Genomic DNA, 26203 nt, shown 5'->3' on the forward strand with positions numbered 1-26203 from the left:
CTCAGCCCTTCCGCGGCACCTGTGGTGAAGACAACTCGCCCGCCGCCAGCATCTCGGAGAAGCGCGCCGCCGCGGTATGGTCCTGCCCCGGGCCGAGCATCGCGGCGGCCGCGGCCCACATCTCCCGGCATTGGGCGGCGAAGGGCACGGGCGTGGCCGTCTCGCGCCCCAATTGCAGCGCGATGGAGAGGTCCTTCACCATCAGGTCGAGTCCGAAGCCCGAATTGAACTTCCGCGACAGCACGAACTGGCTCAGCTTGCGCTGTGTCGAGTTGTTCATCCCGGTGGAGGCGTTGAGCACATTCACCATGGTCTGCGGGTCCAGCCCGAATCGCGCGCCGATCAGCAGCGCCTCGACACTCGCGAGGAAACCCGCCGCGCTGACCAGGTTGTTCAGCGCCTTCATCGCCTGCCCCGCGCCGATCTCCCCGCAACGGGTGATGGAGCCGCCCATCACGCGCAGTAGCGGTTCCACCCGCTCGAGCGGCACGAGGTCGCCGCCCGTCATGATGGCGAGCGTGCCGGTCTCCGCCCGCGCCACGCCGCCCGAGACGGGCGCATCCACCATCACCGCGCCCTGCGCCGCCACATCGGCGGCCAGCGCGCGGGTGACGGAAGGCTCGCCCGAGCTCATCTCCACCACGATCGCCCCGGGGGCGAGCACGGGGCGGATGGCGCCGATCACCTCCGCCACGTTGCGGCTGGTGGGCAGCATCGTGATCACCGCCTCGGCCCCCGCGGCGGCGGCGGCGGCGGTCGGTGCCGCGGTACCGCCATGCTGGGCGACGAATTCCGTCGCACGGCCGGGCCGCGCATCATGCACCGCCACCGCGAATCCGGCCTCGATCAGGCGTGCCGCCATGGGCCATCCCATCAGTCCGATGCCGATGAAGCCGATGCGCCCGATATTGCCGCTCATCCTGGACTCCTGTTTCCAGGACAAGGCTGGCCCGCCTGTCTCGCCGGGTCAACGCCGTTGCCAATCCGGGTTAAACTTTGCCCAGAATCAGAAGGATCAGCGCATGTTCGAGGATTTCTCGCTTGAGAGCCGCACCGGGCGGGGCATTTCGTTCCGGCTCCGTCGGGCAGGATCCGGCCCGCCCCTGCTGCTGCTTCATGGCAATCCGCAGACCCATGCGATGTGGCACAAGGTGGCGCCGGTGCTCGCGCGCGACTTCACGGTGATCTGCCCGGACATCACCGGCTATGGCATGACCAGCAAGCCGCCGCTCTCGGCCGACCATGCGGCCTATGCGAAGCGCGCCATGGCGGCTGACCTGCAGGCGCTGATGGCGGGGCTGGGCCATGCCCGCTTCCAGGTGGTGGCGCATGACCGCGGGGCGCGGGTGGCGCATCGCCTCGCCCTCGACTTCCCCGATGCCGTCGAGCGACTCTGCGTCATGGACATCGTGCCGACGCTGCACCATTTCGAGCACGCCGACATGGATTTCGCGCTCGGCTACTATCACTGGTTCTTCCTCGCCCAGCGTCACCCGATCCCCGAGCGCATGATCCTGCGCGACGTGGAGGATTGGTTCGACCTGCACACGGCGCGCGAGCCCAAGGACCGCAGCTTCTTCCACCCCGAGGCGCGCGCCGACTACCTCGCCGCGCTGCGCGTGCCCGGCACGGTCGAGGCGATCTGCGAGGATTACCGCGCCGCCGCCACGACCGACCTTGTACATGACCGTGCAAGCCGCGCCGCCGGCCAGCGCCTCGCCTGCCCGCTGCTCGTGCTCTGGGGGGCCAAGGGCAAGATCGGGCAGTGGTATGCGCCGCTCGAGGTGTGGCGCGGCTATGCGACCGGGCCGATCAGCGGCGGGCCGGTGCCCTCGGGGCACTACCTGGCGGAGGAAGCGCCCACGGAAGTTCTCGCCGCGCTGGAAGGCTTCCTCAGTCGAAAGGCAGGATGAAGGGCAGGTCCGTGTCGCCGGTCCTGGCACCGAAGCTGGTCAGCAGCGCATGCACCTGGCCGCGGTGATGCGTCTGGTGGTTGAAGAAATGCGTGACCAGCACGGTGCGCGGGCGCGTGACGTCGCGTTGCAGCGCACCGCTGTACCAGCCGAGCGAGCCCTCGAGCCAGGCGGGATCGAGGCTTGCGGCCCAGCCTTCGATCCGCGCGTCGAAGGCCGCGCGATCCTGCTTCAGCTTCGTCCAGTCGTCATGCAGGCTCGTGCTGTCGGGGATGCCGCCCTTCGGCGCCTCCCAGCCGGCGAAGCGGCCCATCCAGACGGAATCGCCCCAGAGCAGATGGGAGAGCGTGGCGTGGATGCTGCCGAAGAAGGCGCCGCGATCCGCCCGCCGCTGATCTTCGGTCAGCGCATCGGCGGCGGCGTAGATCCGGCGGTTCATCTCGGCATTGTAGGCGGCCATCAGCCGCACCCAGCCGGTCGTAATCATCATAACGCCTTCCAGAAGAACACCACGTCGCTCGGCTGCCGGTCGGGGCCGAGTTCGAGGCCGGGAATCGTGCCAAGCTCCTGCCAACCCAGCGCGCGATAGAGCGCCTCTGCCGGCGTGCCGCGCCTTGTGTCGAGGGTGAGCACGCGCCGGCCGATGCCGCGCGCCGCCTGTTCCGCGCGCTGCATCAGGGCGCGGCCCACGCCGCGCCGCATCGCCGCCGGATCGACCAGCAGCTTGGAGAGTTCGGCGCGGTGCGGCTGGTTCTCCTGCGCATCGAGCAGCAATTGCACCGTGCCCACCAGCTCACCCTCGAGCCAGGCGGCGAGCAGCACGCAATGGCCAAGCGCGACGTCGGAGGAGACGCGCTTCCAGAAGGCGCGCGCCGTGGCCGGGGCGAGCGGCGGCAGGTAGGTGACGCTGCCGCCCGCGGCCACGCAGGCCACCAGCAATTCACCCAGGCGCCGTTCCGCGCTGGCGGCCGCGGCCGCGTCCAGCGCCTCCACCACCAGGCCCGTCAACGGCTTGGTGTAGCGGAACTCCAGGCTCTTCGAGAGGTCGTCGAGGATGCGGATGGAGCCCTGCCGCAGGAAGCCGCGCTTCTCGTAGAAGCGGTGCGCGGCCTCGAAGCGCGTATCGGTCCAGAGCACGAGTCGCGCGGCGCCGGCGGCGCGCGCCCGCACCTCGGCGGCCTCCAGCAGCCGATGCGCGAGGCCCGTGCCGCGCGCCTCCGCGGCGACATAGACCTTGCAGATCTCCCAGGCGGAATCCTGGTGCAGGGGCCGCGCGCCGGCCATGCCGATGACGCGCCCCTCCTGCTCCGCCACCCAGAGCGCGCCGCCGGCCTCGCCGAAATAGGTGGCGAGCGCCCGCAGCTCCGGCACCTCGCCATCCACGTCGAGCACGCAATTCGGATACTCGGCCCAGCAGGCGCCGATCAGCGCGATGAAACCCTCGCTGTCGTCATCACGGCCGGGCCGCAGCATCGCGGGCCTACGTCAAACCGTGGCAGAATTCCTGGATGCGCGCGCAGGCGATGCGCAGGCTTTCCGTGTCCGTGGCGTAGGAGATGCGGATATAGGGGCTCATGCCATAGGCAGCGCCCTGCACCACGGCCACGTGATTCTCCTCGAGCAGCGCGAGGGCGAATTCGGTGTCGGTGGTGATCTTCCGCCCGCCCTTGCTGGTCTTGCCGAGGCAGCCCGCGACGTTGGGGAAGACGTAGAAGGCGCCTTCGGGCTTGTGGCAGGAGATCCCGGGCGCGGCGTTCAGCGCCTCCACCACCATGTCGCGGCGCTGCTTGTAGATCGCCGCGCGCTCCTTCACGAAGTCCTGCGGCCCCTCCAGCGCGGCCACGGCGGCGGCCTGGCCGACCGTGCTGATGCCGCTGCTGATCTGGCTCTGCATGTTCACCATCGCCGCGATCAGGTTCTTCGGCCCGCCGCAGAAGCCCACGCGCCAGCCGGTCATGGCATAGGTCTTGGACACGCCATTGACCGTCAGCACGCGGTCCTTCAGCCGGGGCTCGACCTCCGCGATGGTGCAGAATTCGAAGCCGTCATAGGTCAGGTGCTCATACATGTCGTCGGTCATGACCCAGACATGCGGGTGGCGCAGCAGCACCTCGGCCAGCGCCTTCATCTCGGCGCGCGAGCAAGCCGCGCCGGTGGGGTTGTTCGGGAAGTTCAGGATCAGCCACTTGGTCTTGGGCGTGATCGCGGCCTCGAGATCCTCGGGGCGCAGCTTGAAGCCGTTGTTCTGCGGGCAGTTCACCAGCACCGGCTTGCCGGTGGCGAGCTTCGCCATCTCGGCATAGCTGATCCAGTAGGGCGCGGGGATCAGCACCTCATCGCCCGGATCGCAGGTGCCGAACAGCGCGTTCATGATCACCTGCTTGCCGCCATTCGAGACCATGATCTCGTCCAGCGCGTAGTCGAGGTTGTTGTCCCGCTTGAACTTGCGCTGCACCGCGAGCTTGAGCGCCTTCGTGCCGTCCTGCGGCGGATACTTGGTGTCGCCGGCGAGGGCCGCGTTGTAGGCGGCGTCGATCGCGTGGCGGGGCGAATCGAAATCCGGCTCGCCGATCGCCAGCGAGATCACCTTGATGCCCTGCGCGGCGAGTTCGCGCGCCTTCGCGGTCATCACCGCGGAGGCGGCAAGGGGCAGTTCCTTCAGGCGACTGGCGAGGGCGGGCATTGTGACGGGTGTCTCCGGTTGCGCGGCGAAAATAGACCCGCGCGGCCGGCGGCTCAATCCGCCGGGCGCGCCATCAGCCAGTCAAAGGGTTGTTCCCCGACGAGCACAAAGCCCTGGCGTTCCCAGAAGCGCCGCGCGGGGCTTTCCTTCAGCACCTCGATGCGGAAGGCGCGGCCCGGATGGCGCGCCCGCGCCGCGGCGAAGACGGCCGCCCCCAGCCCCCGCCCCTGCCGCGCGGGTTCGAGGTAGAGGCTGTGCAGCTCCACCGCTTCGGCGCCTGGTTCCAGCCCGATGCAACCCAGGCAGGCGCCGTCCTGCTCGATCACCCACATCCCGCCGCCCGCGAAGGCGGCTTGCATGCGCCCGCGCCGGCGGGCGGGATCGAAGCGGCCCACCCGCTCCAGATGCGCCCGCATCACCCGGATGGAGAGGTCGAGCAGCGGCTCGAAATCCTGCTCCGTCGCCGGGCGAAGCGTGAAGCTCACCGCAACCCGGCGCAGAACTTCTGGATGCGCTTGCAGGCCTCGGTCAGCGTCGCGTCATCGGTGGCGTAGCTGATGCGAAAATGGCCCGGGAACATGAAGGCGGAACCATGCACCGCCGCCACGCCGGTCTCCTCCAGCAGGGCCACGACGAAATCCTCGTCATTGGTGATCTTGTGCCCGCTTGCACTGGTCTTGCCGAGGCAGCCGAAGACCGAGGGGAAGACGTAGAAGGCGCCCTCGGGCTTGTGGCAGCGAATGCCCGGCGCGGCGTTCATCATCTCCACCACCAGGTCGCGGCGGCGCTTGTAGGCGGCGCGCATCTCGAGGATGAAATCCTCCGGCCCATCGAGCGCGGCCAACGCGGCAGCCTGGCTGATGCTGCTGGTGCCCGAGGTGCTCTGGCCCTGCAGCTTGTCCATCGCCTTGATGAGCTGCTTCGGCGCGCCGGCGAAGCCGATGCGCCAGCCGGTCATCGCATAGGCCTTGGAGCAACCATTCATGGTGATGGTGCGCTCGCGCAGCCCGGGCTCGACCTCGACGACCGTGGCGGCCTTGAAGCCGTCATAGGTCAGCTTGTCGTAGATGTCGTCGGTGAAGATCCAGACATCCGGGTGGCGCATCAGCACGTCGGTGAGCTGCTTCAGCTCCGCCGCGTTGTAGGCCGCGCCGGTGGGATTGGAGGGGTTGTTCAGGATCACCCACTTCGTCCTGGGCGTGATCGCGGCCTCAAGCTGCTCGCCGGTGATCTTGAAGCCCTGGTTCTGGCCGGCCGGCACGATCACGGGCGTGCCCTCGGCCAGGGCCACGATGTCGGGGTAGCTGACCCAGCAGGGGGCCGGGATGATCGCCTCGTCCCCCGCCTGGATGGTCGCCATCAGCGCGTTGAAGATCACCTGCTTGCCGCCGGTGCAGACGATGATCTCGTCGGGCGCGTAGTCGAGGCCGGAATCGCGCTTGAACTTGCGGCTCACCGCCTGGCGCAGCGCCATGGTGCCCAGGTTGTCGGTGTATTTGGTGTCGCCCGCCTCGATCGCCTTGATGGCGGCGTCCTTGATGTGCCGGGGGGTGTCGAAATCCGGCTCGCCGACGCTGAGGCTGATGATGTCGCGACCCGCGGCCTTGAGGGCGCGCGCCTTGGCGGTGATCGCCATGGTCTGCGAGGGGGAGATGCGCTCGAGGCGCTCGGCAATGAGGTTCATGACGGCTTCCGGGGTCCCTGCCCGCCCCGTGGCGGGCGCGGCCGGGATTTCCTAGCCCTGGGCGGCGGGCGCGTCCACAGGGGCGGGCCTGGATATCAGGTTCCGGCCGCCCGCCGCGCCTTGGCCGCCGCATAGAGCGCCAGGCGCTGGGCCGCGCGCGGCGACATGCCCGACCCGGCCTCGGCCACATGGGCCGGCAGGCTCTCCGCAAGGTGGCAGGCGACGTGATGGCCGGGTGCCAGTTCCCGCAGCGCCGGCATCTCGGCCTTGCAGCGCGGCTGGGCCAGCGGGCAGCGCGTGTGGAAGCGGCAGCCGGGCGGCGGATTCATCGGGCTTGGCACATCGCCGCCGATCGGCCGCACCTGGCCGCGCCGGCGCGGATCGGGGTGCGGGATCGCGCTCAGCAGCGCGCGGGTATAGGGGTGCAGCGGCTGCGCAAACAGGGTCTGCTTCGGCGCCGTCTCCACGATCTGGCCGAGATACATCACCGCCACGCGATCGGCCATGTGCCGCACCACGGCGAGGTCATGCGCGATGAACAGATAGGACAGGCCGAAGCGGCGCTGCAGATCCTTCAGCAGGTTCACCACCTGCGCCTGGATCGAGACATCCAGCGCGCTGACGGGCTCATCGCAGACGATGAGATCCGGCTGCACGGCGAGCGCGCGGGCGATGCCGATGCGCTGGCGCTGCCCACCGCTGAACTCATGCGGGTAGCGCTGCGCGTGATAGGGCGCGAGGCCGACGAGGCCCAGCAACTCCTTCACCCGCGCGGCGCGGGACGCGGCGTCGCCGATGCCATGCACCTCCATCGGCTCGGCGATGGTGTCGCCCACGCGCAGGCGCGGGTTGAGGCTGGCATAGGGATCCTGGAACACCACCTGCACGCGCCGGCGCAGCGTGCGCAGCGCCGCCCCCGCCACCTCCACCCCATCGAAGCGCACCGTGCCGGCGGTGGGCTCGATCAGGCGCAGCACCAGCCGCGCGGTGGTGGATTTGCCGCAGCCGCTCTCCCCCACCAGGGCCAGCGTCTCACCCCGGTCGAGGCGGAAGGAGACGCCATCGACGGCGCGCACCAGCCCGACCTCGCGCGCCAGCAGGATGCCCTGGCGCACCGGGTAGTGCTTGGTCAGGCCCTCGACCTCGAGCAGGCTCATGCGGGGATGCCTTCGACCGGCGCAAGCAGGCAGGCAGCGCGATGGCCGGGCGCCAATTCGCGCAGCGGCGGCTGCGCCGTGGTGCAGGCGGGTTCGGCGAAGGGACAGCGCGGATGGAAGCGGCAGCCCTGGGGCAGCGCGAAGGGCGGCGGCACCGCGCCCTCGATCGCCAGCAATTGCTCCCGATCCTCGTCAAGGCGCGGGATCGAACCCAGCAGGCCGAGCGTGTAGGGGTGCTGCGGATCGGCGAAGAGATCCGCCGCCGCCGCACGTTCCGCGATGCGGCCCGCATACATCACCGCCACCTCATCGGCCATTTCCGCGACCACGCCGAGGTCATGGGTGATCAGGATGATGGCCATGCCCGTCTCTGCCTGCAGGTCGCGCAGCAGATCCAGGATCTGCGCCTGCACGGTCACGTCGAGCGCGGTGGTGGGCTCATCGGCGATCAGCAGCTTCGGCTTGCAGGCAAGCGCCATGGCGATCATCACGCGCTGGCGCATGCCGCCCGAAAGCTGGTGCGGGAATTCGTCGTAGCGCCGCGCGGGCACGGGGATGCGCACGCGCTCGAGCGCGGCGATGGCACGCTCCCGCAACTCGGCATTGCTGGCGCGCGGGTCATGCGCGCGCATCGCCTCGGTGATCTGCAGGCCGATGGGATGCACGGGATTCAGGCTGGTCATCGGCTCCTGGAAGATCATCGCCACCTGGCCGCCGCGCACGTCGCGCATCTGGCTGGTGGAGAGATCGAGCAGGTTGCGCCCTTCCAGCAGCACGCGCCCCGCCGCCACGCGGCCCGGCGCGGGCACGAGGCGCATGATGGAGAGGCTGAGCATGGACTTGCCGCAGCCGCTCTCCCCCACGATGCCGAGCGTGCGCCCCGCCGGCACCTCGAGATCGACGCCGTCCACGGCCGGGATGTCGCCCGAGGCGCTGCGGAACACCGTCCGCAGCCCCTCGATCCTGAGCAGTGGTGTCACGACCACCGGAACGTCGGCGGCGAGGTCTGGTCCACCGGCCGATGCGCCCAATCCTGCGAGGGCGCGCGATCGATGATGCGCTTCTGCGCCTCATGCAGATGCGCGGCGGCGCCGCGGTAATCCATCGTCACCACCTCGCCATCCGCCACGACCTTGCGGCCATCGACGAACACGTCCTTCACCGCGCGATCGCCGGCCGCGTAGACAAGGCTGCGCACCGGATCGCGGCCCGGGCGCATCATCGGATGCGTGACGTCCACCAGCACGAAATCGGCGCGGCAACCGGCGGCGAGCCGCCCGATATCCTCGCGCCCGAGCGCCTTGGCGCCGCCGATCGTGGCGGCGTCGAAGAGCTCATTGGTGGTCATGCTGCGCGGGTCGTTCGCCTGAGTGCGCGCGAGATAGGCGACGAGGCGCATCTCATCGAGCATGTTGTGCGGATAGGTGTCGGTGCCCAGGCCCATATTCACGCCGGCGCGCTTGTAGCGGCCAAAATGCTTGAGCGTGATGCCGCGCCGCGCGAAGACGGTGGGGCAATGCGCCACCGTCGTGCCGGTCTCGGCCAGGCGCTTCATGTCGGTATCGGTCCACCACTTCGTCGAGGGGTGGTCATCGAGGAAGATGCCGTGGCCGATGATGCTGCGCTCGCCCAGCAGGCCCATGGAATCGAGCCAGCCGATCGGCGTCTTGCCGTGCCGGCGCGTGATCTCGTGGAACTCCACCACGGATTGCGCGGCGTGGATCTGCCAGGTCAGGCCGCGCTTGCGCGCCTCCTCATGGCTCTCCTTCAGCAGCGTGTCGGTACAGGTATCGATCTGCGCCGGCACCACCATGCCGAAAAGCCGCCCGCTCTCATGCTGCTCGGCGCGCTCGATGAGGGTGAGCGCCTCGGCCATCGCCTTCTCGCCGGCGGCCTCGTCCCACTCATACTCGACGACATGGCCGTTCTTCGTGAACCACTTCGCGGATTTGAACATCGGCGCGATGCACACGCGCATGCCCGATTCCGCGAGCAGGTCGAGCCAGCCCGGATGCGCCATGGAAAGATCGGCGACCGTGGTGACGCCGGAGAGCAGCAGTTCGGACAGCGCGACCCGGACGCAGGAAGGCACCGCTTCCGCATCGGCGCGGAAGATCGGCATGAATTCGTAGAGCGAGGAATTGTAGAGGCCGGGCGAGCCGATCTCATCGATCAGCCCCTTGTTCATCGGCTCGCTCGACGGGTGCGAGTGGATGTTCACCAGGCCCGGCATGACCATCAGGCCACGCCCGTCGATCTCCTCATCGGCCGTGCCGGTATAGCCGCGCCCGACGAAGGAGAGCACGCCGCCCTCATAGGCGACGTCGGCATCGGGCATGTAGACATGCTGGCGCGTCGTCGCATCCCAGGCGACGACGAGCTCGGCATTGCGGATGACGGTGGTCATGGTGCCGCGCTCCTACCGCACGATCCGCATGTCGAGCGCCTTGTAGATCCCGATGCCATAGAGGCCATGCGCCCGCAGGCCGGTGACGCGGTTCGAGACGCCGACATAGAGGTTCTCGCGTGCCGTGGTCAGCCAGGGCGATTCCTCGGCCAGGCGGCGCTGCAGCAGCGCCAGCGCATTGGCGCGCACGGCCGGGTCGGTCGCGCTGCGCGCCTCATCCAGCCAGGCGTCGGTCTGCGGGTCGTTCCAGTTCATGCGGTTGGGCGTCGGCCGCGCGCGGCTGTGCCAGTAGAGGCTCAGCGCATCGCCGGCCGAGAAATACGGATAGCTCAGGAACAGCGCGTCGAATTCCTGCGTCGCGAGCCGGCCCCAGGCGACCGTCGCGTCGAAGAGCTGGATGCGCATCTCGATGCCGACGCGGCGCAGGGCCTGCTGGATGATCTCGCCCTGGCGTTGGTTCTCCAGCGTGTTGATGCCATAGGTCAGGAAGCTGGCGCGCACGCCATCCTTCACGCGCACGCCATCGCTGCCCATCCGCCAGCCGGCCTCATCCAGCGTGCGCTGCGCCGCCGCCACGTCGAAGCGCGGCACCATCGCGTCCGACTGCGCGTCGTAGTCGAGCGTGTTGGGGTTGACGATGTTGAGCGCGGGCTGCGCATGGCCGAACCAAACCGCGCGCACCAGCGCGGCGCGATCGACCGCCTGGTGGATGGCGCGGCGCACCGCGCGGTCGCTCACCACCGGCTTGTCGATCTTGAAGCCGAGATAATAGTCCCAGAAATAGTTGGGCTGGGTCAGCAGGCTCACCGTCGGCACGCGGCGGACACTGTCGACCGCCACCATCGGCACGTATTGCGTCACATCCGCCTGGCCGGTCTGCAGCGCGGCGAGGCGTGCCGTGGGCTCGGGTACCACGCGCCAGACGATGCGCTCGACATGGGCAGGGCCACGATTCTCGAAGATCGGCGGCCCCCAGCGATAGTTCGGGTGGCGCTGCAGCACCAGCTCGCTGCGCGGCGTCCAGGACACCCAGCAATAGGGGCCGGTGCCGTTGAAGCCCTGGCTGCCGAAATTGGCGCCCAGCCGCTCCACCGTCGCGCGATCGACGATGCCGGCGAAGAAAAGGGTGAGCTGGGACAGCAATTCGGAGAAGGGCGCGTTCAGCTCATACTCGACCGTGTAGTCGTCGCGCGCGCGGATCTCCTTCACCGGGCCGGCGCGCCAGGCGACGGGGCTGCGCGTCTCGGGCGAGATCCAGCGATTGATCGAATAGACCACATCGGCGGCGGTCATCGGCTTGCCGTCGCAGAAGGTGACGTCGCGGCGCAGATGGAAGGTGTAGAGCTTGCCGTCGGGCGAGACCTCCCACCGCTCGGCCAGGCCGGGGCGGATGGTGCGGCCATCGAAATCCATGCTGACGAGCGTATCCGTCATCAGCGTCACCACCTCGCCCGCGCCGCGCGCGGTGCTGCGATGGAGGTCGTAGCGATCCGCGTCGATCTCGCGCAGGAAGATCGCGGTGTTGCGCGCGGTCTGCGCGGTCGCGGGCAGCGCGGCGGCGAGGCCCGCGAGGGTCGCCATGCCGAGCAGGGCGCGCTTGAAGAGTCCGGTCTGCATGTTGTTCTCCCGTTTCGATCAGATGCGCAGCCGGGGGTCGAGCGCGTCGCGCAGCGAATCCCCCAGCACGTTGAAGGCGAGGACGACCACGAAGATCACCGCACAGGGCAGGACCGAGATGTGCGGCGCGAAGAAGAGGAAAGTGCGCCCCTGCGAGGCCATAGCCCCCAGCTCCGCCACCGGCGCCTGGGCGCCGAGGCCGAGGAAGGAGAGCGCCGAGCCCAGCAGGATCACCTGCCCGAAGCGCAGCGTGGCGAAGACCAGGATGGGCGAGAGGCAATTGGGCGCGAGGTGCCGCCAGATCAGCCGCGCATCGCCCATGCCCTGCGCGCGCGCGGCCTCGATGTAGTCGAGGCCGAGCACGACCAGCGCCGTCGAGCGCGCGATGCGCGCCATCAGCGGCACTGTCGCCACCGAAAGCGCGATCACCACCGCCGTGATACCGGGGCCGAAGATCGCCGCGATGGCGAGGCCGAAGAGGATGGCGGGGAAGGAGAGCATGATGTCCACCAGCCGCATCAGCACGCCATCCAGCCGCCGGTAATAGGCCGCGCAGAAACCCATCAGCACGCCGATGCTGCCGCCGATGAGAAGGCTCATCGCGCCCATGCTCAGCGTCACGCGCAGGCCGTAGAGCATGCGCGAGAGCATGTCCCGCCCCTGCCCGTCCGTGCCCAGCAGATACTCGCCGCCGGGCGGCTGCATGATGGCCGAGAGGTTGGTGTCATAGGGGTCGTGGGGCGCAAGCCAGGGTGCCAGCAAGGCAAGCAGGATGCTCAGCACGACCAGGATCAGGGAAAGCGCCGCCCCGACATCGCGCAGCAGCAGCCGCAGCGTGGAGGGGCGCGCCGGCGCGGTGATCTCGGCGGCGGTGGCGCTCATGCCGCGCGCACCCGCGGATCGAGCACGCCGTAGAGCAGATCGACGATCAGGTTCACCACGATGAAGCCCATGGAGAGCACGATGATCGTGCCCTGCGCCATCGGGAAATCAGAGGAGGTGATGGCGCCGACCGCGAGGCGACCCACGCCCGGCCAGGAGAAGACCTGCTCCGTCACCACCGCGCCGCCCAGGAGGAAGCCGATCTGCAGGCCGATCAGCGTCACCACCGGCACCATCGCGTTGCGCAGCGCGTGGCGCAGCACGACAAGGCGTTCGGGCAATCCCTTCGCGCGCGCCGTGCGCACATGATCGGCGCCCAGCACCTCCAGCACCGCGGTGCGCGTCATGCGCGCGATGGGGCCGACGAAGACGCCGCCGAGCGTGATCGCCGGCAGCGCCACGGCGCGCAACCCCTCCAGCGTCCAGAGCGGCCCGGCCCGGCCCGTGAAGGGCAGCCACTGCCATTGGAAGCCGACGAACCAGATCAGCACGAGGCCAAGAAAGAACACTGGGATCGACACACCCGCGACGCTGAAGGCCATCACGAGGCGATCGAGCCAGGAGCCGCGCAGATAGGCGGCGATCGTGCCCATGGCGATGCCGAGCGGGATGGACCAGATCAGGCTCGCCGCCATCAGTTCGAGCGTCGGGCCGATGGTCGCCCCCAGCTCCTGCGCCACGGGCACGTTGTTGATGATGGAAACCCCAAGATCGCCCTGCAGCAGCCGCCAGAGATAGAGCCCGAATTGCACCGGCAGGGGCTGGTCGAGTCCGAGGTCACGGCGGATCTCCGCGATGATCTCGGCCGAGGCATTGGGCCCGGCGCGCACCACGGCCGGGTCTGTCGGCACCACCTGCATCAGCAGGAAACCCACCAGCAGCACGCCGAACATCACGGGCACCGCCAGCAGCAGGCGTTGCACGGCATGGCGCAGCATCAGGCGAGTTCCCCATGCCGGTCGTAGATCGCCACACCATCGCGCAGCGTGAGGTCCGCGCGCGCATCGCGCAGAACATCCTCCGGCGAACTCGTGAAGATGTCGCGCGAGAGGATGGCGATGTCGGCCAGCAGGCCGGGCTCGATGGTGCCGCGGCGATCCTCTGCGAATTGCGTGTAGGCGCCGCACCAGGTCTGGCAATGCACGGCTTCCTCCGCCGTCAGCGCCTCCTGCGCGCCGAGCACCGTGCCGCGATTGGTCTTGCGGGTCAGCATGGTGAACAGGTTGACGAAGGGATCGACGGTCGAGACCGGGCAGTCGGAGGACGCGGCCGGATGGTGCCCCTCCGCCAGCCAGGTCTTCATCGGATAGGCGGCCTCGCTGCGCGGCAGGCCGAGGTTGCGCACATAGAGATCGCCGAACTCGTACATGAAGACGGGCTGCGGCACGGGCAGGATTCCGCGCGCCTTCATGCGCAGCCGCTGGTCGCGGGTGAGGAAGCCGCAATGCTCGATGCGATGGCGCCGGCCGGCGAAGGGATGTGCGGCACTGTCCGCCGCCTCCATGCCCTGCAGCACCTGCTCGATCGCGGCATCGCCGATGGCGTGGATGTCGAGTTGCCAGCCCTGTTCATGGAACAGCTTGAGCAGCGCGTGGATCTTCTCGTCGGGGAAGGTGAAGACGCCCGTGCCGCCTCCCGCGCTGTCGAGATAGGGATCGAAGAAGGCCGCGGTGAGCCCGCCCGCGCTGCCATCGGCGAAGACCTTCACCGCGCCCCAGCGCAGCATGTCGTCCCCCTCCATCGGCCGCAGCCCCGTCTCCCAGGCGCGCAGTGCGATGCCCTCCGGATTGCCGGCGAGCACGTTCCAGAGCCGCAACTTCATCCGTCCCGAGGCGCGCGCGGCGCGATAGGCGTCGATCTCGGCCATGCCTGCCGTCATGCCGACATTCATGTCGGTCGCGGACGCGAAGCCGAGGCTGGCGAGGTGGTCGCAGGCGCGCGCGATGGCGGCGACCATGGCCTCCTCATCGGGCGGCGGGATGATGTCGCGCACCAGGCGCATCGCGCGTTCCTGGAACAGGCCGGTGAGCGCGCCCCCCTTGCGCTCGATCACGCCCCCTTCCGGATCGGGCGTGTTGTGGCCCACCCCGGCGGCACGCAGGGCGGCGGTGTTCGCAACACCCATATGGCCGCAGGTGCGCGTGATGAAGACCGGGTTGTCGGGTGCGGCCGCATCCAGCTCCGCCGCCGTCGGATGGCGGCCGATATCGAGCTCGGCATGGTCATAGCCGCGCCCGAGCACCCAGGCGCCCTTCGGCGCCGCCTGCGCGGCCCGGCGCAGCCGCGAGAGCATCTCATCGAGGCTCTTCACCTCCTCGGCGCGCAGGTTCACGCCGGCCAGGGCGAGCCCGTAGGGCAGCAGGTGCATATGCGCTTCGTTGAAGGCGGGAATGGCGACGCGCCCGGCGAGGTCGAGCACCCGTGCGCCCGGCGCGGCGGCGGCCATCTCGGCGGCGCTGCCCACGGCCAGCACGCGCCCGTCGCGCAGCGCGCAGGCCTCGGCGAAACCGCCTTGCAGGCCGCGGAACACCCGCCCCCCGCTGAGGATCAACCCGTCCTGCACCCTATGCCCCCAGCGCACCTTGCATGACGGGATGGTCATCGGCATGGGCGGGCGCGTCAAGCGCGCCGCGGCGTATACTGGTGGCCTGCGCGCCCTGCCTTGCCTCCGAATGAGGCGCGCGCTGCTTCGCGCAGGGGCGGCTCAATCCTTGTAGTCGGGCTGCTCCCGGTCGAGCTTGCGGCGCAACGCCTGCCAGGGCAGCCAGCCCTTGGTCGGCCCGGTGTTGAACTGCAGCTTCGTGCGCGCCACCACCTCCGGCGGGGCGACGGCCAGCGGCGCGCCGGAGGATTGCGCGGCGAGCTGGATGCGGCAGGCCTGCTCGAGATACCACATCCAGTAGAAGGCCTCGGCCACGGTGTGGCCCACCGTCAGCAGCCCGTGATGGCGCAGGATCATGCAGGGCTTGTCGCCGAGGTCCCGCACCAGGCGCTCGCGCTCATCCAGGTTGTCGTCGGCGGCAACACCTTCATAGTCGTGCAGCGCGACGCGGCCGTCGAACTCCATCATCATCTGGTTGAGCGGCAGCAGCCCCCCCTGCTGGGCGGCGATCGCCATGCCGGCCAGGGTGTGCGTATGCATCACGCAGGCGGCGTTGGGGTGGCCGCGATGCACGGCGGAGTGGATGACGAAGCCGGCCGGATTCACCGGCCAGGTCGTCGCCTGCCGCGGCGCGCCGTCCGCATCCACCAGCACCAGGCTGCTGGCCGTCACTTCCTCGAACAACAGGCCATAGGGGTTCACGAGAAAGCGATGGCCCTCGCCCGGCACGCGCACCGACAGATGCGTGAAGACGAGATCGGTCATGCCATGCAGCGCGATGAGCCGATAGGCGGCGGCGAGGTCCTCGCGCAGTTCGCGTTCGCTCGGCACATGGGTGGGGTCGGGCCGGACGGGCGGCGGGGGCAGGGCCATGTCAGTAGCCTCGCCCGTGGTCGTAGAGGTTGGGAAGCGTCTGGCCCGCCTCATGCAGCGCGATGCCGCGCGCGACATGCTCGGCCCGCTCGCGCCGCGAGGGCAGGCTCGCCAGATGCGGCGTGACGAGGATGCCCGGATGCACCCAGGCCGGGTGCTCGGGCGGCAGCGGTTCCTGCTCGAAGACGTCAAGCACGGCGCCGGAGAGCTGGCCGCTGTCGAGCGCGGCGATGATGTCCTCGACCTTCTGGTGGCTGCCGCGCCCGACATTCACCAGCCCCGCCCCGCGGGGCAGCTTCGCCAGCAGGGGGGCGGCGATGATGCCGCGCGTCTCATCGGTCGAGGGCAGCAGGCAGACCAGCAGCCTTGTCTTGGCGAGGAAGGCGTCGCGCTCCGCATCCCCGGCATAGCTCACCACGCCCGGGATGTCCTTGCGCCCGCGCGACCAGCCGATCACCGGGAAGCCGAGGCCGAGCAGCATCTCCGCCGCCCGGCTGCCCATATGGCCGAGGCCCATCATGCCCACCGTGGTCTCGTGCGCGGTGTGCTCCGGCTCGAAATACTCCCATTTCCGTGCTGCCTGGTTCAGGCCGATGCGCCGCGCGCCCTTGAGCAGCGAAAGCGCCGCCCAGCAGACGAACTCCCCCATGCGCTGGGCGGCACCCGAGGTCGCCATGCGCATCAGCGGCACATGGCGGGGCAGTTGCGGGTCGCGGGTGATGAAATCCACCCCGGCCCCGCTGCCGAAGATCACCTGCAGGTTGGGCAGGGCCGCGAGCCGCCCGGGCTCGGGATCCCACACAAGCACGTAGCGAACGCTGGCCGGGTCGACGCTGCGGTCATCCCACCAGCGCACCTCGATCTGCGGCGCACAGGCGGCAAAGAGGGCCTGCCATTCCGGCATCGCCGCCTCGCCGCCGGATTTCACGAGCAGGATGGGTTTGGGCACGCGCTCACCACGAGGTTGTCTGCGCGTGCCGGAATGCCCCCTGGCGCGGCCTGCGTCCACCCCAAAAGCCAAGGACCGCGTTGACGATGGCGCGGTTTCCGGGCTTCCTGCCGGGCAACGTCACTGGTCTTGGGGAGGACTGACATGCAACGCCGCCACCTGCTCGGCACCACCATCGCGCTCGCTGGCCTTGCGGCCACGCCGGCCTTCGCCCAGGGCTTCACGCCGCAGAACCCGGAATGCATCGCCCCCGCGGCACCCGGCGGCGGCTTCGACCTGACCTGCCGCACCGCCGCGCGGGCGCTGAACGAGCTTGGCATCATCGGCCCGGCCATCCGCACCCAGAACATGCCCGGCGGCATCGGCGCGGTGGCGATCAACCACATCAACGCGCAGCGCCGCGCCGACCCGAATGTGATCGTCGCCGTCTCGACCGGCAGCTGGGTGAACCTCGCGCAGAACCGCTTCGGCCGCTGGACCGAGAACGACGTGCGCTGGCTCGGCACGATCGGTGCGGATTTCGGCGTCATCGCCGTGCGCCGCGACAGCCGCTTCGCCACGCTGGCCGATCTGATCGCCGCCCTGCGGGCGGACCCGTCCTCCGTGCCGATGGGCGCCGGCGGCGCCGTTGGCAGCCAGGACTGGACCAAGGCGGCGCTGATCGCGCGCGGCGCCGGGCAGGACCCGCGCCGGCTGCGCTACGTGCCCTTCGAGGGCGGCGGCCAGGCCATGGCCGCGCTGCTCGGCGGGCACATCCAGGTCTTCCCGGGCGATGCCACCGAGGTGCGCGGGCAGCTCGAGGCCAATGAGATCCGCGTGCTGGCCGTGCTGGCCCCCAACCGCCTGCCCGGCCCCTTCGCCAATGTGCCGACCGCCAAGGAACAGGGCGTGGACGCGGAGTGGACCATCGTGCGCGGCTTCTACATGCCCCCCGGCGCGCCCGACGCGGCCTATGAATACTGGGCGAACGCGCTGCGCCGCCTGCATGCCGATCCGCGCTGGATCGCCATCCGCGACGGTGCGGGGCTCTACGAGTTCAACCTGGTGGGCCAGGAATTCTCCGATCTCGCGAAGCGGCGCACGGCGGAGTACCGGGCGCTGGCGCGCGAGGTCGGCGTGATCCAGCAGGCGAACTGAGCCCGCCTTGCGCGGCCTTTTGCCGGATCGGCTGCTCGGGCTCGCCCTGCTCGCGCTCGGCGCGGGCATTGCCTGGCATGCGCAATCGCTGGAGGTCGCCTTCGCCGCCGATCCGATCGGCCCGCGCGCCTTCCCCACCCTGGTCGCGGCCGTGATCGGCGGCTGCGGCCTGTTCGTGGCACTCCGGCCGGGCGATCTGTGGGAGGCCGCCGAACAGGTGGTGCCGGGCCTGACGGCCACGGCGGCGATGGCGGCCTATGCGCTGCTGCTGGTGCCGCTCGGCTTCATCCCGGCCACCTTCCTGCTCTGCATCGTCATCGCCCTGGCCTTCGCGGCGCGGCCGCTGCAAGCCGTGCTGAGCGCCGCGGTCACGGCGCCGGGGCTGTGGCTGCTGCTGGACCGGTTGCTCGATTTGCCGCTGCCGCGCGGGCCGCTGGGGGTCTGATGGAAAGCCTCACGGCCCTGATGGGCGGCTTCGCCATCGCGCTCACGCCGACCAACCTCGCCCTGGCCCTGATCGGCTGCGTGGTCGGCACCGCCATCGGCGTGCTACCGGGCATCGGGCCGATGAACGCCATCGCGCTGCTGCTGCCCTTCTGCTTCGCGCTGAAGCTGCCGCCGGAATCGGCGCTGATCCTGCTGGCCGCGGTCTATTACGGCTCGGGCTATGGGGGGCGGATCACGGCGATCCTGCTCAACATGCCGGGCGAACCCTCGGCGGCCATCACCACGCTCGATGGCCATCCGCTGGCCAAGCAGGGGCGCGGGGCGGCCGCACTTGCCGTCTCGGGCGTGGGCAGCTTCGTCGGCGCCACCATCTCGGTCGTGCTGATGACCTTCCTGAGCGTGCCGCTGGCGCGCATCGCGGTGGGCTTCTCGCCGGCGGATTATGTGGCGCTGATCGTCTTCGCGCTGTCGCTGCTGGGCGCGGTCGCGCCGGGCAATGCGGTGAAGGCCTGGGCGGCGGGCGGGCTGGGCATCGCGCTCGCGCTGGTGGGCATCGATTCCGGCACGGGGATCGAGCGGCTGACGCTGGGCAGCATCGAGTTGCTGGGCGGCATCGACTTCACCGTGCTCGCCATCGGCCTGTTCGCCATCGGCGAGGTGCTGCTGCTGCTCGAGACGCGGCTGCGCATCAGCGCCGCAGCGCTCGGCCATGGCGCGCGGCTCAGCCTGCGCGAGTTGATCGCCTGCATCCCCGCGATGACCCGCGCCACGGGCATCGGCTTCGTCATCGGCGTGCTGCCCGGCGCCGGCGCCTCGGTAGCAGCCGCCCTTTCCTACACCACCGAGAAGCGGCTGACCGACAAGCACGGCACCTTCGGCAAGGGCGATCTGCGCGGCGTCGCCTCGCCCGAGACGGCCGACAATGCGGCGCAGATCGGCAATCTCGTGCCAATGCTCTCGCTGGGCATTCCCGGTTCGGGCACCACCGCCGTGCTGCTCGGCGCGCTGCTGATGTACAATATCACGCCCGGCCCGCTGCTGTTCACGCAGCGCCCGGAGGTCGCCTGGGGGCTGATCGCCAGCATGTATGTCGGCAACGTCATGCTGCTGGTGCTGAACCTGCCGCTGGTGGGGCTGTTTGCCCGGCTGCTCGCCGTGCCGGGATGGGTGCTCTATCCGGGCGTCATCGCGCTGTCCTTCGCGGGCGTCTACGCCGTGTCCAACGCGGCCTTCGACCTGCTGATGGCGGTGGGCTTCGGGATCCTCGGCTATGTCTTCCGCAAGCTGAACGTGCCGCTGGTGCCGATCATCCTGGGCTTCGTGCTGGGCCGCCTGCTGGAGGACAATTTCCGCCGCGCCATGGCGCTCTCCGATGGCGATGTCATGGCGCTGTTCGCCTCCCTCCCCTCCCTCCTGCTCTGGGCCTGCACCCTCGCCGCCATTCTCTGGCCGCTGCTGCGCCGCAACCCCGCGTGAGCGCCGGCACAGGGCTGGCGCCCTCGGCCATCGCGCTCGTCGCGCTGCTCTGCGCCAGCTGGGGCCTGGCGCAGGTGGGCATGAAGGTGGCGGGCGAGGCGATCTCGCCCCTGGTGCATGCCGGGCTGCGCTCGATCCTCGCCATCCCGGTCCTGCTGCTCTGGTGCCGGATCCGCGGCGTGGTGGTGTTCCGGCGTGATGGCAGCCTGCCCGCGGGCATGCTGGCCGGCGCGCTCTTCGCCGGCGAGTTCTGGGCGCTCTACGCCGCGCTGGGGCTGACCACCGCCTCGCGCGCCGGCGTGCTGCTCTACACCGCGCCCTTCTTCGCCGTGCTGGGCGCGCATTTCTTCGTGCCCGGGGACCGGCTGACGGCACGCAAGCTCGGCGGCATGGTGCTGGCCTTCGCCGGGGTGCTGCTGGCCTTCGCCGACAGTCTCGGCGGGCCCGGCGCGGCGCTGATGGGCGATGCGCTGGCGCTGCTGGCCGGCGCGCTCTGGGGCGCGACCATCGCCACCATCAAGGCGACGCGGCTGACGCGCATCGCGCCGGAGCGGACGCTGCTCTACCAGCTCGCGGCCTCGGCGCTGCTGCTGCCGCTGGGCTTCGCCCTGGGCGAGCGCGGCATCGAGGGCGCCACGGCCATCACCTGGATCTCGCTGACCTACCAGGTGCTGGGCGTGGCGGTGGCGAGCTATGCTGCCTGGTTCTGGCTGGTTTCCCGCCACCCTGCCTCGCGCCTCGCGCCCTTCCTGTTCCTGACGCCGGTCTTCGGCGTCTCGCTCGGCGCGCTGCTGCTGGGCGAGCCGGTGACCTGGACGTTGCTGGGCGCGCTGGCCTTGATCGGCGCGGGGATCTGGGTGGTGAACCGCGCGCCGGGGTAGTTGGCAGGCCGGTGCCTACCGGCCTGAGGCCGCGAACGCGGCCCGCCGCTTATGCGGCGAGCCTAGAGCACGATCGATCCTGATGGATCGATCTCTTGCTCTACAACTTATTGAAACTACAGCACGAAATCGACAAACACTGATTCAGTGTTTGTCGATAGTGCTGTAGCCGCCGGAGGCGGCGCCCGGCGCCTGAGGGCAAAAAGCCTACCGCTGCCGCCAGGGCAGGCCATCCGCCTTCCAGCCGGCAATGCCGCCGCGATGGCCTTCGGCATCCACCGGACCCTCGAAGCCATCCGCCACGTTGAAGGCATGCGGGAAGCCCGCCTGCTGGGCCGCCTGCCCGGCCGCCAGGCTGCGCGCGCCGGAGCGGCAGATGAAGTAGAGCTTCGACATCGGCTTGGCGCCGGCGCGGTGAAGCTGCTCCACGAAATTGCCGTTCACCTGCATGGTCGGGTAGAGCTGCCAGGGGATGAGAACCACCTGCTTGCCGACCTCCTGCAAATCCGGCAGGCCGACGAAGTTCCACTCCGCATCGGTGCGCACGTCGACCAGCACCGCATCCGGGTCTTCGGCGATCGCCTGGTAGGCGGCGCGGGGGCTGACATCGGGAACACCGGCCATGCTGAGCTCTCCATCCTCTGTTGGCGCAGAGATTGGGGGCGCGGCGCCGGCAAAACAACCTCAGGCGGTCTCGCGGAAGATCTCCCGGCCGATCAACAGGCGGCGAATCTCGCTGGTGCCGGCGCCGATCTCGTAGAGCTTGGCGTCGCGCAGCAGCCGCCCGGCCGGGTAGTCGTTGATGTAGCCATTGCCGCCGAGGATCTGGATGGCGTCGAGGGAGGCCTTCGTGGCGGCCTCCGCCGCGAAGAGGATGGCGCCGGCCGCGTCCTTGCGGCTGGTCAGCCCGCGGTCGCAGGCCCGCGCGACGGCATAGACATAGGCGCGCGTGGCGTTGAGCGCGGTGTACATGTCCGCGACCTTGCCCTGAATGAACTGGAATTCGCCGATCGACTGCCCGAACTGCTTGCGATCGTGGATATAGGGCACGACCAGATCCAGGCAGGCCTGGAGGATGCCGATGGGCCCAGCCGCCAGCACCGCGCGCTCATAATCCAGGCCCGACATCAGCACCCGCACGCCGCCGCCGACCGCCCCGAGCACATTCTCCTCCGGCACCTCGCACTCCTCGAAGACGAGTTCGGAGGTGGGCGAGCCGCGCATGCCGAGCTTGTCGAGCTTCTGGGCCGGGCGGAAACCCTTGAAGCCCTTCTCGATCAGGAAGGCGGTGATGCCCTTCGCCCCGGCGGATGGATCGGTCTTGGCGTAGACCACCAGCGTCTCGGCGTAATGCGCGTTGGTGATCCAGAGCTTGGTGCCGTTCAGCACCCAGCGATCGCCGCGCTTCTCGGCGCGCAGCTTCATCGAGACCACGTCGGAGCCCGCCGAGGGCTCGCTCATAGCCAGCGCGCCGAGATGCTCGCCGCTGATCAGCTTCGGCAGGTAGCGGCGCTTCTGGTCCTCATTGCCGTTGCGGCGGATCTGGTTCACGCAGAGGTTGGAATGCGCGCCATAGCTGAGACCTACGCTGGCCGAGGCGCGGCTGACTTCCTCCATCGCCACGCAATGCGCGAGATAGCCCATGCCCGCGCCGCCATACTCCTCCTCCACCGTGATGCCGTGCAGGCCGAGCGCGCCCATCTCGGGCCAGAGGTAGCGGGGGAATTCGTCGGTGCGGTCGATCTCGGCGGCGATGGGGGCGACGCGCGCATCGCAGAAGCCGCGCACGGAATCGCGCAACAGATCGACCTCGTCGCCGAGGTCGTGGTCGAGCATGGGCATCTGGTTCGCGGCCATGGCTAGCTTCCTTCCGCATGGTGCTTGCGCAGCGCGCCGCGCATGATCTTGCCCGTTGCCGTCTGCGGCAAGGCCTCGGCGAAGATGACGCGCCGCGGGTAGCAATGCGCGGCCAGGCGCTGGCGCACGAAATCCTGGATCGCGGCGGCGAGCGCGGCATCCGCCACCACGCCGGGCTTCGGCACGACCACCGCGGTCACGATCTCGGTCCGCAGCGCATCGGGCAGGCCGATCACCGCCGCCATCGCCACGGCGGGGTGCCGCGCGAGGCAATCCTCCACCTCGCCGGGGCCGATGCGATAGCCGGCGGAGGTGATGACATCATCGTCCCGGCCGAGGAAGAAGACATGCCCGTCCTCATCCATCGTCGCGCGGTCGCCGGTGAGCAGCCACGCGCCATGGAACTTCGCCCGCGTATCCGCGGGACGGTTCCAGTAGCCCAGGAACATCACCGGATCGGGCGCACGCACGGCGATCAGCCCCTCCTGCCCCTTGGGCACGGGCGCGCCATCGGCGCCGAGGATCGCCACCTCATGCCCCGCCACCGCGCGGCCCATGCTGCCGGGCTTCACCGGAAACATCCCCGCGCTGTTGGAGACGATGAGGTTGCACTCCGTCTGGCCGTAGAACTCGTTCATCGTCAGCCCGAAGGCCCCGCGCCCCCAGTCCAGCATCTCCGCCCCCAGCGTCTCGCCCCCCGTGCCGAGGCTGCGCAGGCGGTGGCCGAAGCGCGCCGGGTTGGGCACGCCGCGCAGCATGCGCAGCGCCGTGGGCGGGATGAAGGCGTTGCGCACGCCCTGCGCGGCCATGAGGTGGAAGCAGAATTCGGGGTCGAATTTGTGCATCCGGTGCGCGAGCACCGGCACGCCGTGAAACAGGCTCGGCAGCAGCACGTCGAGCAGCCCGCCGATCCAGGCCCAGTCGGCCGGCGTCCAGAACAGGTCGCCGGGCTGCGGGAAGCCCTCCTGCGGCGCCTCCACGCCGGGCAGATGGCCGCGCAGCACGCGATGGGCATGCAGCGCCCCCTTCGGACTGCCGGTGGTGCCGCTGGTGTAGATGATCAGCGCGGGATCATCGGGCCCGGTCGCTACGCAGTCATGCGCGTCCTGCGCCCGCGCCATGGCGGCCGCGAGATCCTGCGCCCCGGGCCCGCCGCCGATCGCGAGGATGCTTTGCAGGTCAGGCAGATCGGCGCGGATGGCGTCGAGCTTGGCGAGCCCCGCCTGGTCCGTCACCAGCGCCGCCGCGCCGCAATCGGCGAGGCGATAGCGCAGCGCGTCCTCCCCGAAGAGCAGGAACAGCGGCACGGCAATGGCGCCGAGGCGATAGGCGGCGAGGTGCGCCACCGCGGCCTCGGGCGATTGCGGCAGCAGCACGCCCACGCGGTCGCCGCGCCCGATGCCCTGCGCGGCCAGGACATTCGCCAGGCGACAGACGCGGCGATGCAACTCATCGAAGCTGATGCGCTCGGCCGTGCCGTCCTCCTGCAGCGCGACCATCGCCAGGCGGCCGCTGCCATTGGCCCAGCGGTCGCAGCATTCCTCGGCGATGTTGCAGCGCGCCGGGATCTCCCAGCGGAAGCGCGCCAGCCAGGCGGCGTAGGTCCCGCGCGCCGTCATGGGGCGGGCCGCGTATCCTCGATCACCTTCCCGTCATTCGGCAGGGCGCCCGGCTCCTCGAGCCGCACTTCGCCGCGCAGGCGGGTGACACCCTGCAGGCTGCGCGCGAGGCTTTCGACCAGCGCGGCATCGCGCACCGGGCTCTCGACGCGCAGCGTCATAGTGTCGCGCGTCTCGGCGAGGCCGATGACGAGGCGCGCGCGGCCGAGGCCCGGATGCGCGCGCATGACCTCGGCGATCTGCTCCGGCCGCACGAAGAGCCCGCGCACCTTGGCGGATTGATCGGCCCGGCCCATCCAGCCCTTGATGCGCATGTTCGTCCGCCCGCAGGGCGAGGCGCCGGGCTGCACGGCGGAGAGATCGCCGGTGGCGAAACGGATCAGCGGATAGGCCCGGTCGAAGCTGGTGACGAGCACCTCCCCCACTTCGCCCTCCGGCACCGCATCGCCGGTGCCGGGGCGCACGATCTCCACCAGCACGTCCTCGTCGCAGATCAGCCCCTCCCGCGCTTCGGATTCATAGGCGATGAGGCCGAGATCGGCGGTGCCGTAGCTCTGCAGCACGGTCATGCCGCGCGCGGCGTAGAAGGCGCGCAGCGCGGGCAGATAGGCGCCCCCCGTGACATGGCCGTAGCGCAGCGACGACAGGTCGAGGCCGAGCGCCTCGCCGGCCTCGAGGATCGCCTTGAGGAAATCCGGCGTGCCGGCATAGCAGGCCGGGCGCAGATGCGCCGCTGCGCGGGCCTGCGCCTCGGTATTGCCCGGACCGGCGGGAAAGACGGGACAACCGAGGGCGCGCGCGCCTTCCTCCAGCATCATGCCGGCGGGCGTGAAATGGTAGGCGAAGCAATTGTGCAGCAGCATGCCGCGCCGCAGCCCCGTGGCGTGCAGCGCGCGGGCGAAGCGCCAGGGATCGGGCCCCGCGCCCTGCGGTTCATGGATCGGGCCGGGCGAGACGAAGATTCGTGCCAGATCGCCCAGCGGCGTCGCGGCGAAACCGCCCAGCGGCGGGGCATCCGCCTGCGCCTCGATCAGTGCGGATTTGCGCGTGACAGGAAGGGCCGCCAGCGCCGCGCGATCCGTCACCGCATGCGGATCGACATCGGCGAGCAGCGCGGCATAGGCCGGCGCGCGCGCCTTGGCGTGCGCGATCTGCCGCGGCAGGAGTTGCGCGAGCGCGGCTTCGCGCGCCGCGGCGCTGCGGGTCTCGCGATTGTCGAAATGTCCTGTCACAGCCAGCGTTTCCGGCGCTTGTAGGATTTCAGGTTGCGGAAGGATTTGCGCTCGGCGCCGTGGCCACCGAGGTAGAATTCCTTCACGTCCTCGTTGTTCGCCAGCGCCTCCGCGCTGCCATCCAGCACCACCTTGCCCTGCTCCATCACATAGCCGTGGCTGGCGACGGAAAGCGCCATGCGCGCATTCTGCTCGACGAGCAGGATGGTGATGCCAAGCTCCTCGTTCAGCTTGCGGATGATGCCGAAGACCTCCTTCACCAGCAGCGGCGAGAGGCCCATCGAGGGCTCATCCATCAGGATCAGCCTCGGCCGCGCCATCAGCGCGCGCCCGATGGCCAGCATCTGCTGCTCGCCGCCGCTGAGATAGCCGGCGAGGCCGGTACGTTCCTTGAGGCGCGGGAAGTAGTCATAGACCATGTCGATGTCGCGCTTCACCTCCGCATCGCTGCGCGTGAAGGCGCCGAGGCGGAGGTTCTCCAGGCAGGTCATGTCGCTGATGATCCGCCGTCCCTCCATCACCTGGAAGATGCCGCGGCGGACGATCTGATGCGCCTCGATCCCGTTCAGCCGCTCACCGGCGAAGCGGACGTCGCCGCGCGTGATCTCGCCCTCCTCGGTCTTGAGCAGGCCGGAGATCGCCTTCAGCGTCGTCGACTTCCCCGCGCCATTGGCGCCGAGCAGGGCGACGATCCTGCCCTTCGGCACGGCCAGCGACAGGCCGCGCAGCACGAGGATGACGTCGTTGTAGACGACCTCGATGTTGTTCACCTCGAGCAACGGCGCCT

25 protein-coding genes are annotated in these 26203 nt (G+C 69.8%); 5 read left to right on the top strand and 20 right to left on the bottom strand.

All coding sequences use genetic code 11. The features are described from left to right. Position 1: 1 nt before the first annotated feature. Positions 2–919, bottom strand: coding sequence for an NAD(P)-dependent oxidoreductase (locus tag AC2D9U_RS05105; protein ID WP_484747031.1), 918 nt, complete (start codon positions 917–919; stop codon positions 2–4). Between the two features lie 103 nt (positions 920–1022). Between AC2D9U_RS05105 and AC2D9U_RS05110 the strand changes: the two genes are divergently transcribed. Then, positions 1023–1913 (top strand): alpha/beta fold hydrolase, encoded by an 891-nt coding sequence (locus AC2D9U_RS05110; protein ID WP_484747033.1) that lies wholly within the window; start codon positions 1023–1025, stop codon positions 1911–1913. Here AC2D9U_RS05110 and AC2D9U_RS05115 read toward each other — a convergent pair. The 14 genes from AC2D9U_RS05115 to AC2D9U_RS05180 all read right to left on the bottom strand — a co-directional run bounded on the left by AC2D9U_RS05115 (position 1894) and on the right by AC2D9U_RS05180 (position 16767). Next, the gene (locus tag AC2D9U_RS05115) at positions 1894–2400 is read right to left on the bottom strand and encodes a DinB family protein (protein WP_484747035.1); all 507 of its coding nucleotides are present in this window, start codon (positions 2398–2400) and stop codon (positions 1894–1896) included. The two genes, AC2D9U_RS05110 and AC2D9U_RS05115, sit on opposite strands and share 20 nt — an antisense overlap. After that, positions 2400–3386, bottom strand: coding sequence for a GNAT family N-acetyltransferase (locus AC2D9U_RS05120; protein WP_484747037.1), 987 nt, complete (start codon positions 3384–3386; stop codon positions 2400–2402). The genes AC2D9U_RS05115 and AC2D9U_RS05120 overlap by 1 nt, the downstream gene beginning before the upstream one ends. 7 nt (positions 3387–3393) lie before the next feature. Then, complete coding sequence (locus tag AC2D9U_RS05125) at positions 3394–4596, bottom strand: pyridoxal phosphate-dependent aminotransferase (protein ID WP_484747038.1); 1203 nt, start codon at positions 4594–4596, stop codon at positions 3394–3396. Positions 4597–4649: 53 nt separating this feature from the next. Further along, on the bottom strand, positions 4650–5081 hold the full coding sequence (locus tag AC2D9U_RS05130) for a GNAT family N-acetyltransferase (RefSeq protein WP_484747039.1): 432 nt from the start codon (positions 5079–5081) through the stop codon (positions 4650–4652). Further along, complete coding sequence (locus AC2D9U_RS05135) at positions 5078–6280, bottom strand: pyridoxal phosphate-dependent aminotransferase (RefSeq protein WP_484747041.1); 1203 nt, start codon at positions 6278–6280, stop codon at positions 5078–5080. The genes AC2D9U_RS05130 and AC2D9U_RS05135 overlap by 4 nt, the downstream gene beginning before the upstream one ends. A gap of 95 nt (positions 6281–6375) precedes the next feature. Next, a complete protein-coding gene (locus AC2D9U_RS05140) occupies positions 6376–7437 on the bottom strand; it encodes an ABC transporter ATP-binding protein (RefSeq protein ID WP_484747043.1) in 1062 nt (353 codons plus the stop codon). After that, complete coding sequence (locus AC2D9U_RS05145) at positions 7434–8417, bottom strand: ABC transporter ATP-binding protein (RefSeq protein WP_484747045.1); 984 nt, start codon at positions 8415–8417, stop codon at positions 7434–7436. Before AC2D9U_RS05145 ends, AC2D9U_RS05140 begins: the two co-directional genes overlap by 4 nt. After that, a complete protein-coding gene (locus AC2D9U_RS05150; protein ID WP_484747046.1) occupies positions 8414–9844 on the bottom strand; it encodes an amidohydrolase family protein in 1431 nt (476 codons plus the stop codon). Before AC2D9U_RS05150 ends, AC2D9U_RS05145 begins: the two co-directional genes overlap by 4 nt. Before the next feature lie 12 nt (positions 9845–9856). Next, complete coding sequence (locus AC2D9U_RS05155; RefSeq protein ID WP_484747047.1) at positions 9857–11461, bottom strand: ABC transporter substrate-binding protein; 1605 nt, start codon at positions 11459–11461, stop codon at positions 9857–9859. 18 nt (positions 11462–11479) lie between these two features. Then, positions 11480–12343, bottom strand: a complete 864-nt coding sequence (locus tag AC2D9U_RS05160; RefSeq protein ID WP_484747049.1) for an ABC transporter permease — start codon at positions 12341–12343, stop codon at positions 11480–11482. After that, positions 12340–13281, bottom strand: a complete 942-nt coding sequence (locus AC2D9U_RS05165) for an ABC transporter permease (RefSeq protein WP_484747051.1) — start codon at positions 13279–13281, stop codon at positions 12340–12342. Before AC2D9U_RS05165 ends, AC2D9U_RS05160 begins: the two co-directional genes overlap by 4 nt. Then, positions 13281–14951, bottom strand: coding sequence for an amidohydrolase (locus tag AC2D9U_RS05170; RefSeq protein ID WP_484747052.1), 1671 nt, complete (start codon positions 14949–14951; stop codon positions 13281–13283). Before AC2D9U_RS05170 ends, AC2D9U_RS05165 begins: the two co-directional genes overlap by 1 nt. Before the next feature lie 96 nt (positions 14952–15047). Next, a complete protein-coding gene (locus AC2D9U_RS05175; RefSeq protein ID WP_484747053.1) occupies positions 15048–15818 on the bottom strand; it encodes a class II aldolase/adducin family protein in 771 nt (256 codons plus the stop codon). A 1-nt stretch (position 15819) separates the two neighbouring features. Next, entirely contained in the window at positions 15820–16767 is a 948-nt protein-coding gene (locus AC2D9U_RS05180) for a 2-hydroxyacid dehydrogenase (RefSeq protein ID WP_484747055.1), read from the bottom strand. Positions 16768–16911: 144 nt separating this feature from the next. Here AC2D9U_RS05180 and AC2D9U_RS05185 point away from each other — a divergent pair, with 144 nt between their 5' ends. Genes AC2D9U_RS05185 through AC2D9U_RS05200 form a run of 4 tightly spaced genes read left to right on the top strand, consistent with a single transcriptional unit; the run spans position 16912 to position 20708 of the window. Beyond that, on the top strand, positions 16912–17904 hold the full coding sequence (locus AC2D9U_RS05185) for a Bug family tripartite tricarboxylate transporter substrate binding protein (protein WP_484747056.1): 993 nt from the start codon (positions 16912–16914) through the stop codon (positions 17902–17904). Between the two features lie 7 nt (positions 17905–17911). Continuing rightward, complete coding sequence (locus tag AC2D9U_RS05190; protein WP_484747057.1) at positions 17912–18349, top strand: tripartite tricarboxylate transporter TctB family protein; 438 nt, start codon at positions 17912–17914, stop codon at positions 18347–18349. Continuing rightward, positions 18349–19827 carry a tripartite tricarboxylate transporter permease gene (locus tag AC2D9U_RS05195; RefSeq protein ID WP_484747058.1) on the top strand — a complete coding sequence of 493 codons (1479 nt, stop codon included), beginning with the start codon at positions 18349–18351 and terminating at the stop codon, positions 19825–19827. The genes AC2D9U_RS05190 and AC2D9U_RS05195 overlap by 1 nt, the downstream gene beginning before the upstream one ends. Next, positions 19824–20708, top strand: a complete 885-nt coding sequence (locus AC2D9U_RS05200; RefSeq protein WP_484747059.1) for a DMT family transporter — start codon at positions 19824–19826, stop codon at positions 20706–20708. The genes AC2D9U_RS05195 and AC2D9U_RS05200 overlap by 4 nt, the downstream gene beginning before the upstream one ends. Positions 20709–20915: 207 nt before the next feature. On the opposite strand, the gene AC2D9U_RS05205 is transcribed toward AC2D9U_RS05200, so the two are convergent. From AC2D9U_RS05205 to AC2D9U_RS05225, 5 genes are read right to left on the bottom strand one after another with little or no spacing between them, the layout of a single operon-like run. Continuing rightward, positions 20916–21332 (bottom strand): rhodanese-like domain-containing protein, encoded by a 417-nt coding sequence (locus AC2D9U_RS05205; RefSeq protein ID WP_484747061.1) that lies wholly within the window; start codon positions 21330–21332, stop codon positions 20916–20918. 60 nt (positions 21333–21392) lie between these two features. Beyond that, the gene (locus AC2D9U_RS05210; RefSeq protein WP_484747063.1) at positions 21393–22565 is read right to left on the bottom strand and encodes an isovaleryl-CoA dehydrogenase; all 1173 of its coding nucleotides are present in this window, start codon (positions 22563–22565) and stop codon (positions 21393–21395) included. A 2-nt stretch (positions 22566–22567) separates the two neighbouring features. After that, positions 22568–24184, bottom strand: coding sequence for an AMP-binding protein (locus tag AC2D9U_RS05215; protein WP_484747064.1), 1617 nt, complete (start codon positions 24182–24184; stop codon positions 22568–22570). Beyond that, positions 24181–25416 (bottom strand): phenylacetate--CoA ligase family protein, encoded by a 1236-nt coding sequence (locus AC2D9U_RS05220; RefSeq protein WP_484747066.1) that lies wholly within the window; start codon positions 25414–25416, stop codon positions 24181–24183. The genes AC2D9U_RS05215 and AC2D9U_RS05220 overlap by 4 nt, the downstream gene beginning before the upstream one ends. Beyond that, positions 25413–26195, bottom strand: coding sequence for an ABC transporter ATP-binding protein (locus AC2D9U_RS05225; RefSeq protein ID WP_484747067.1), 783 nt, complete (start codon positions 26193–26195; stop codon positions 25413–25415). Before AC2D9U_RS05225 ends, AC2D9U_RS05220 begins: the two co-directional genes overlap by 4 nt. Positions 26196–26203: the final 8 nt, after the last annotated feature.

It is taken from the genome of Roseomonas sp. TF40 (genome assembly GCF_057219975.1).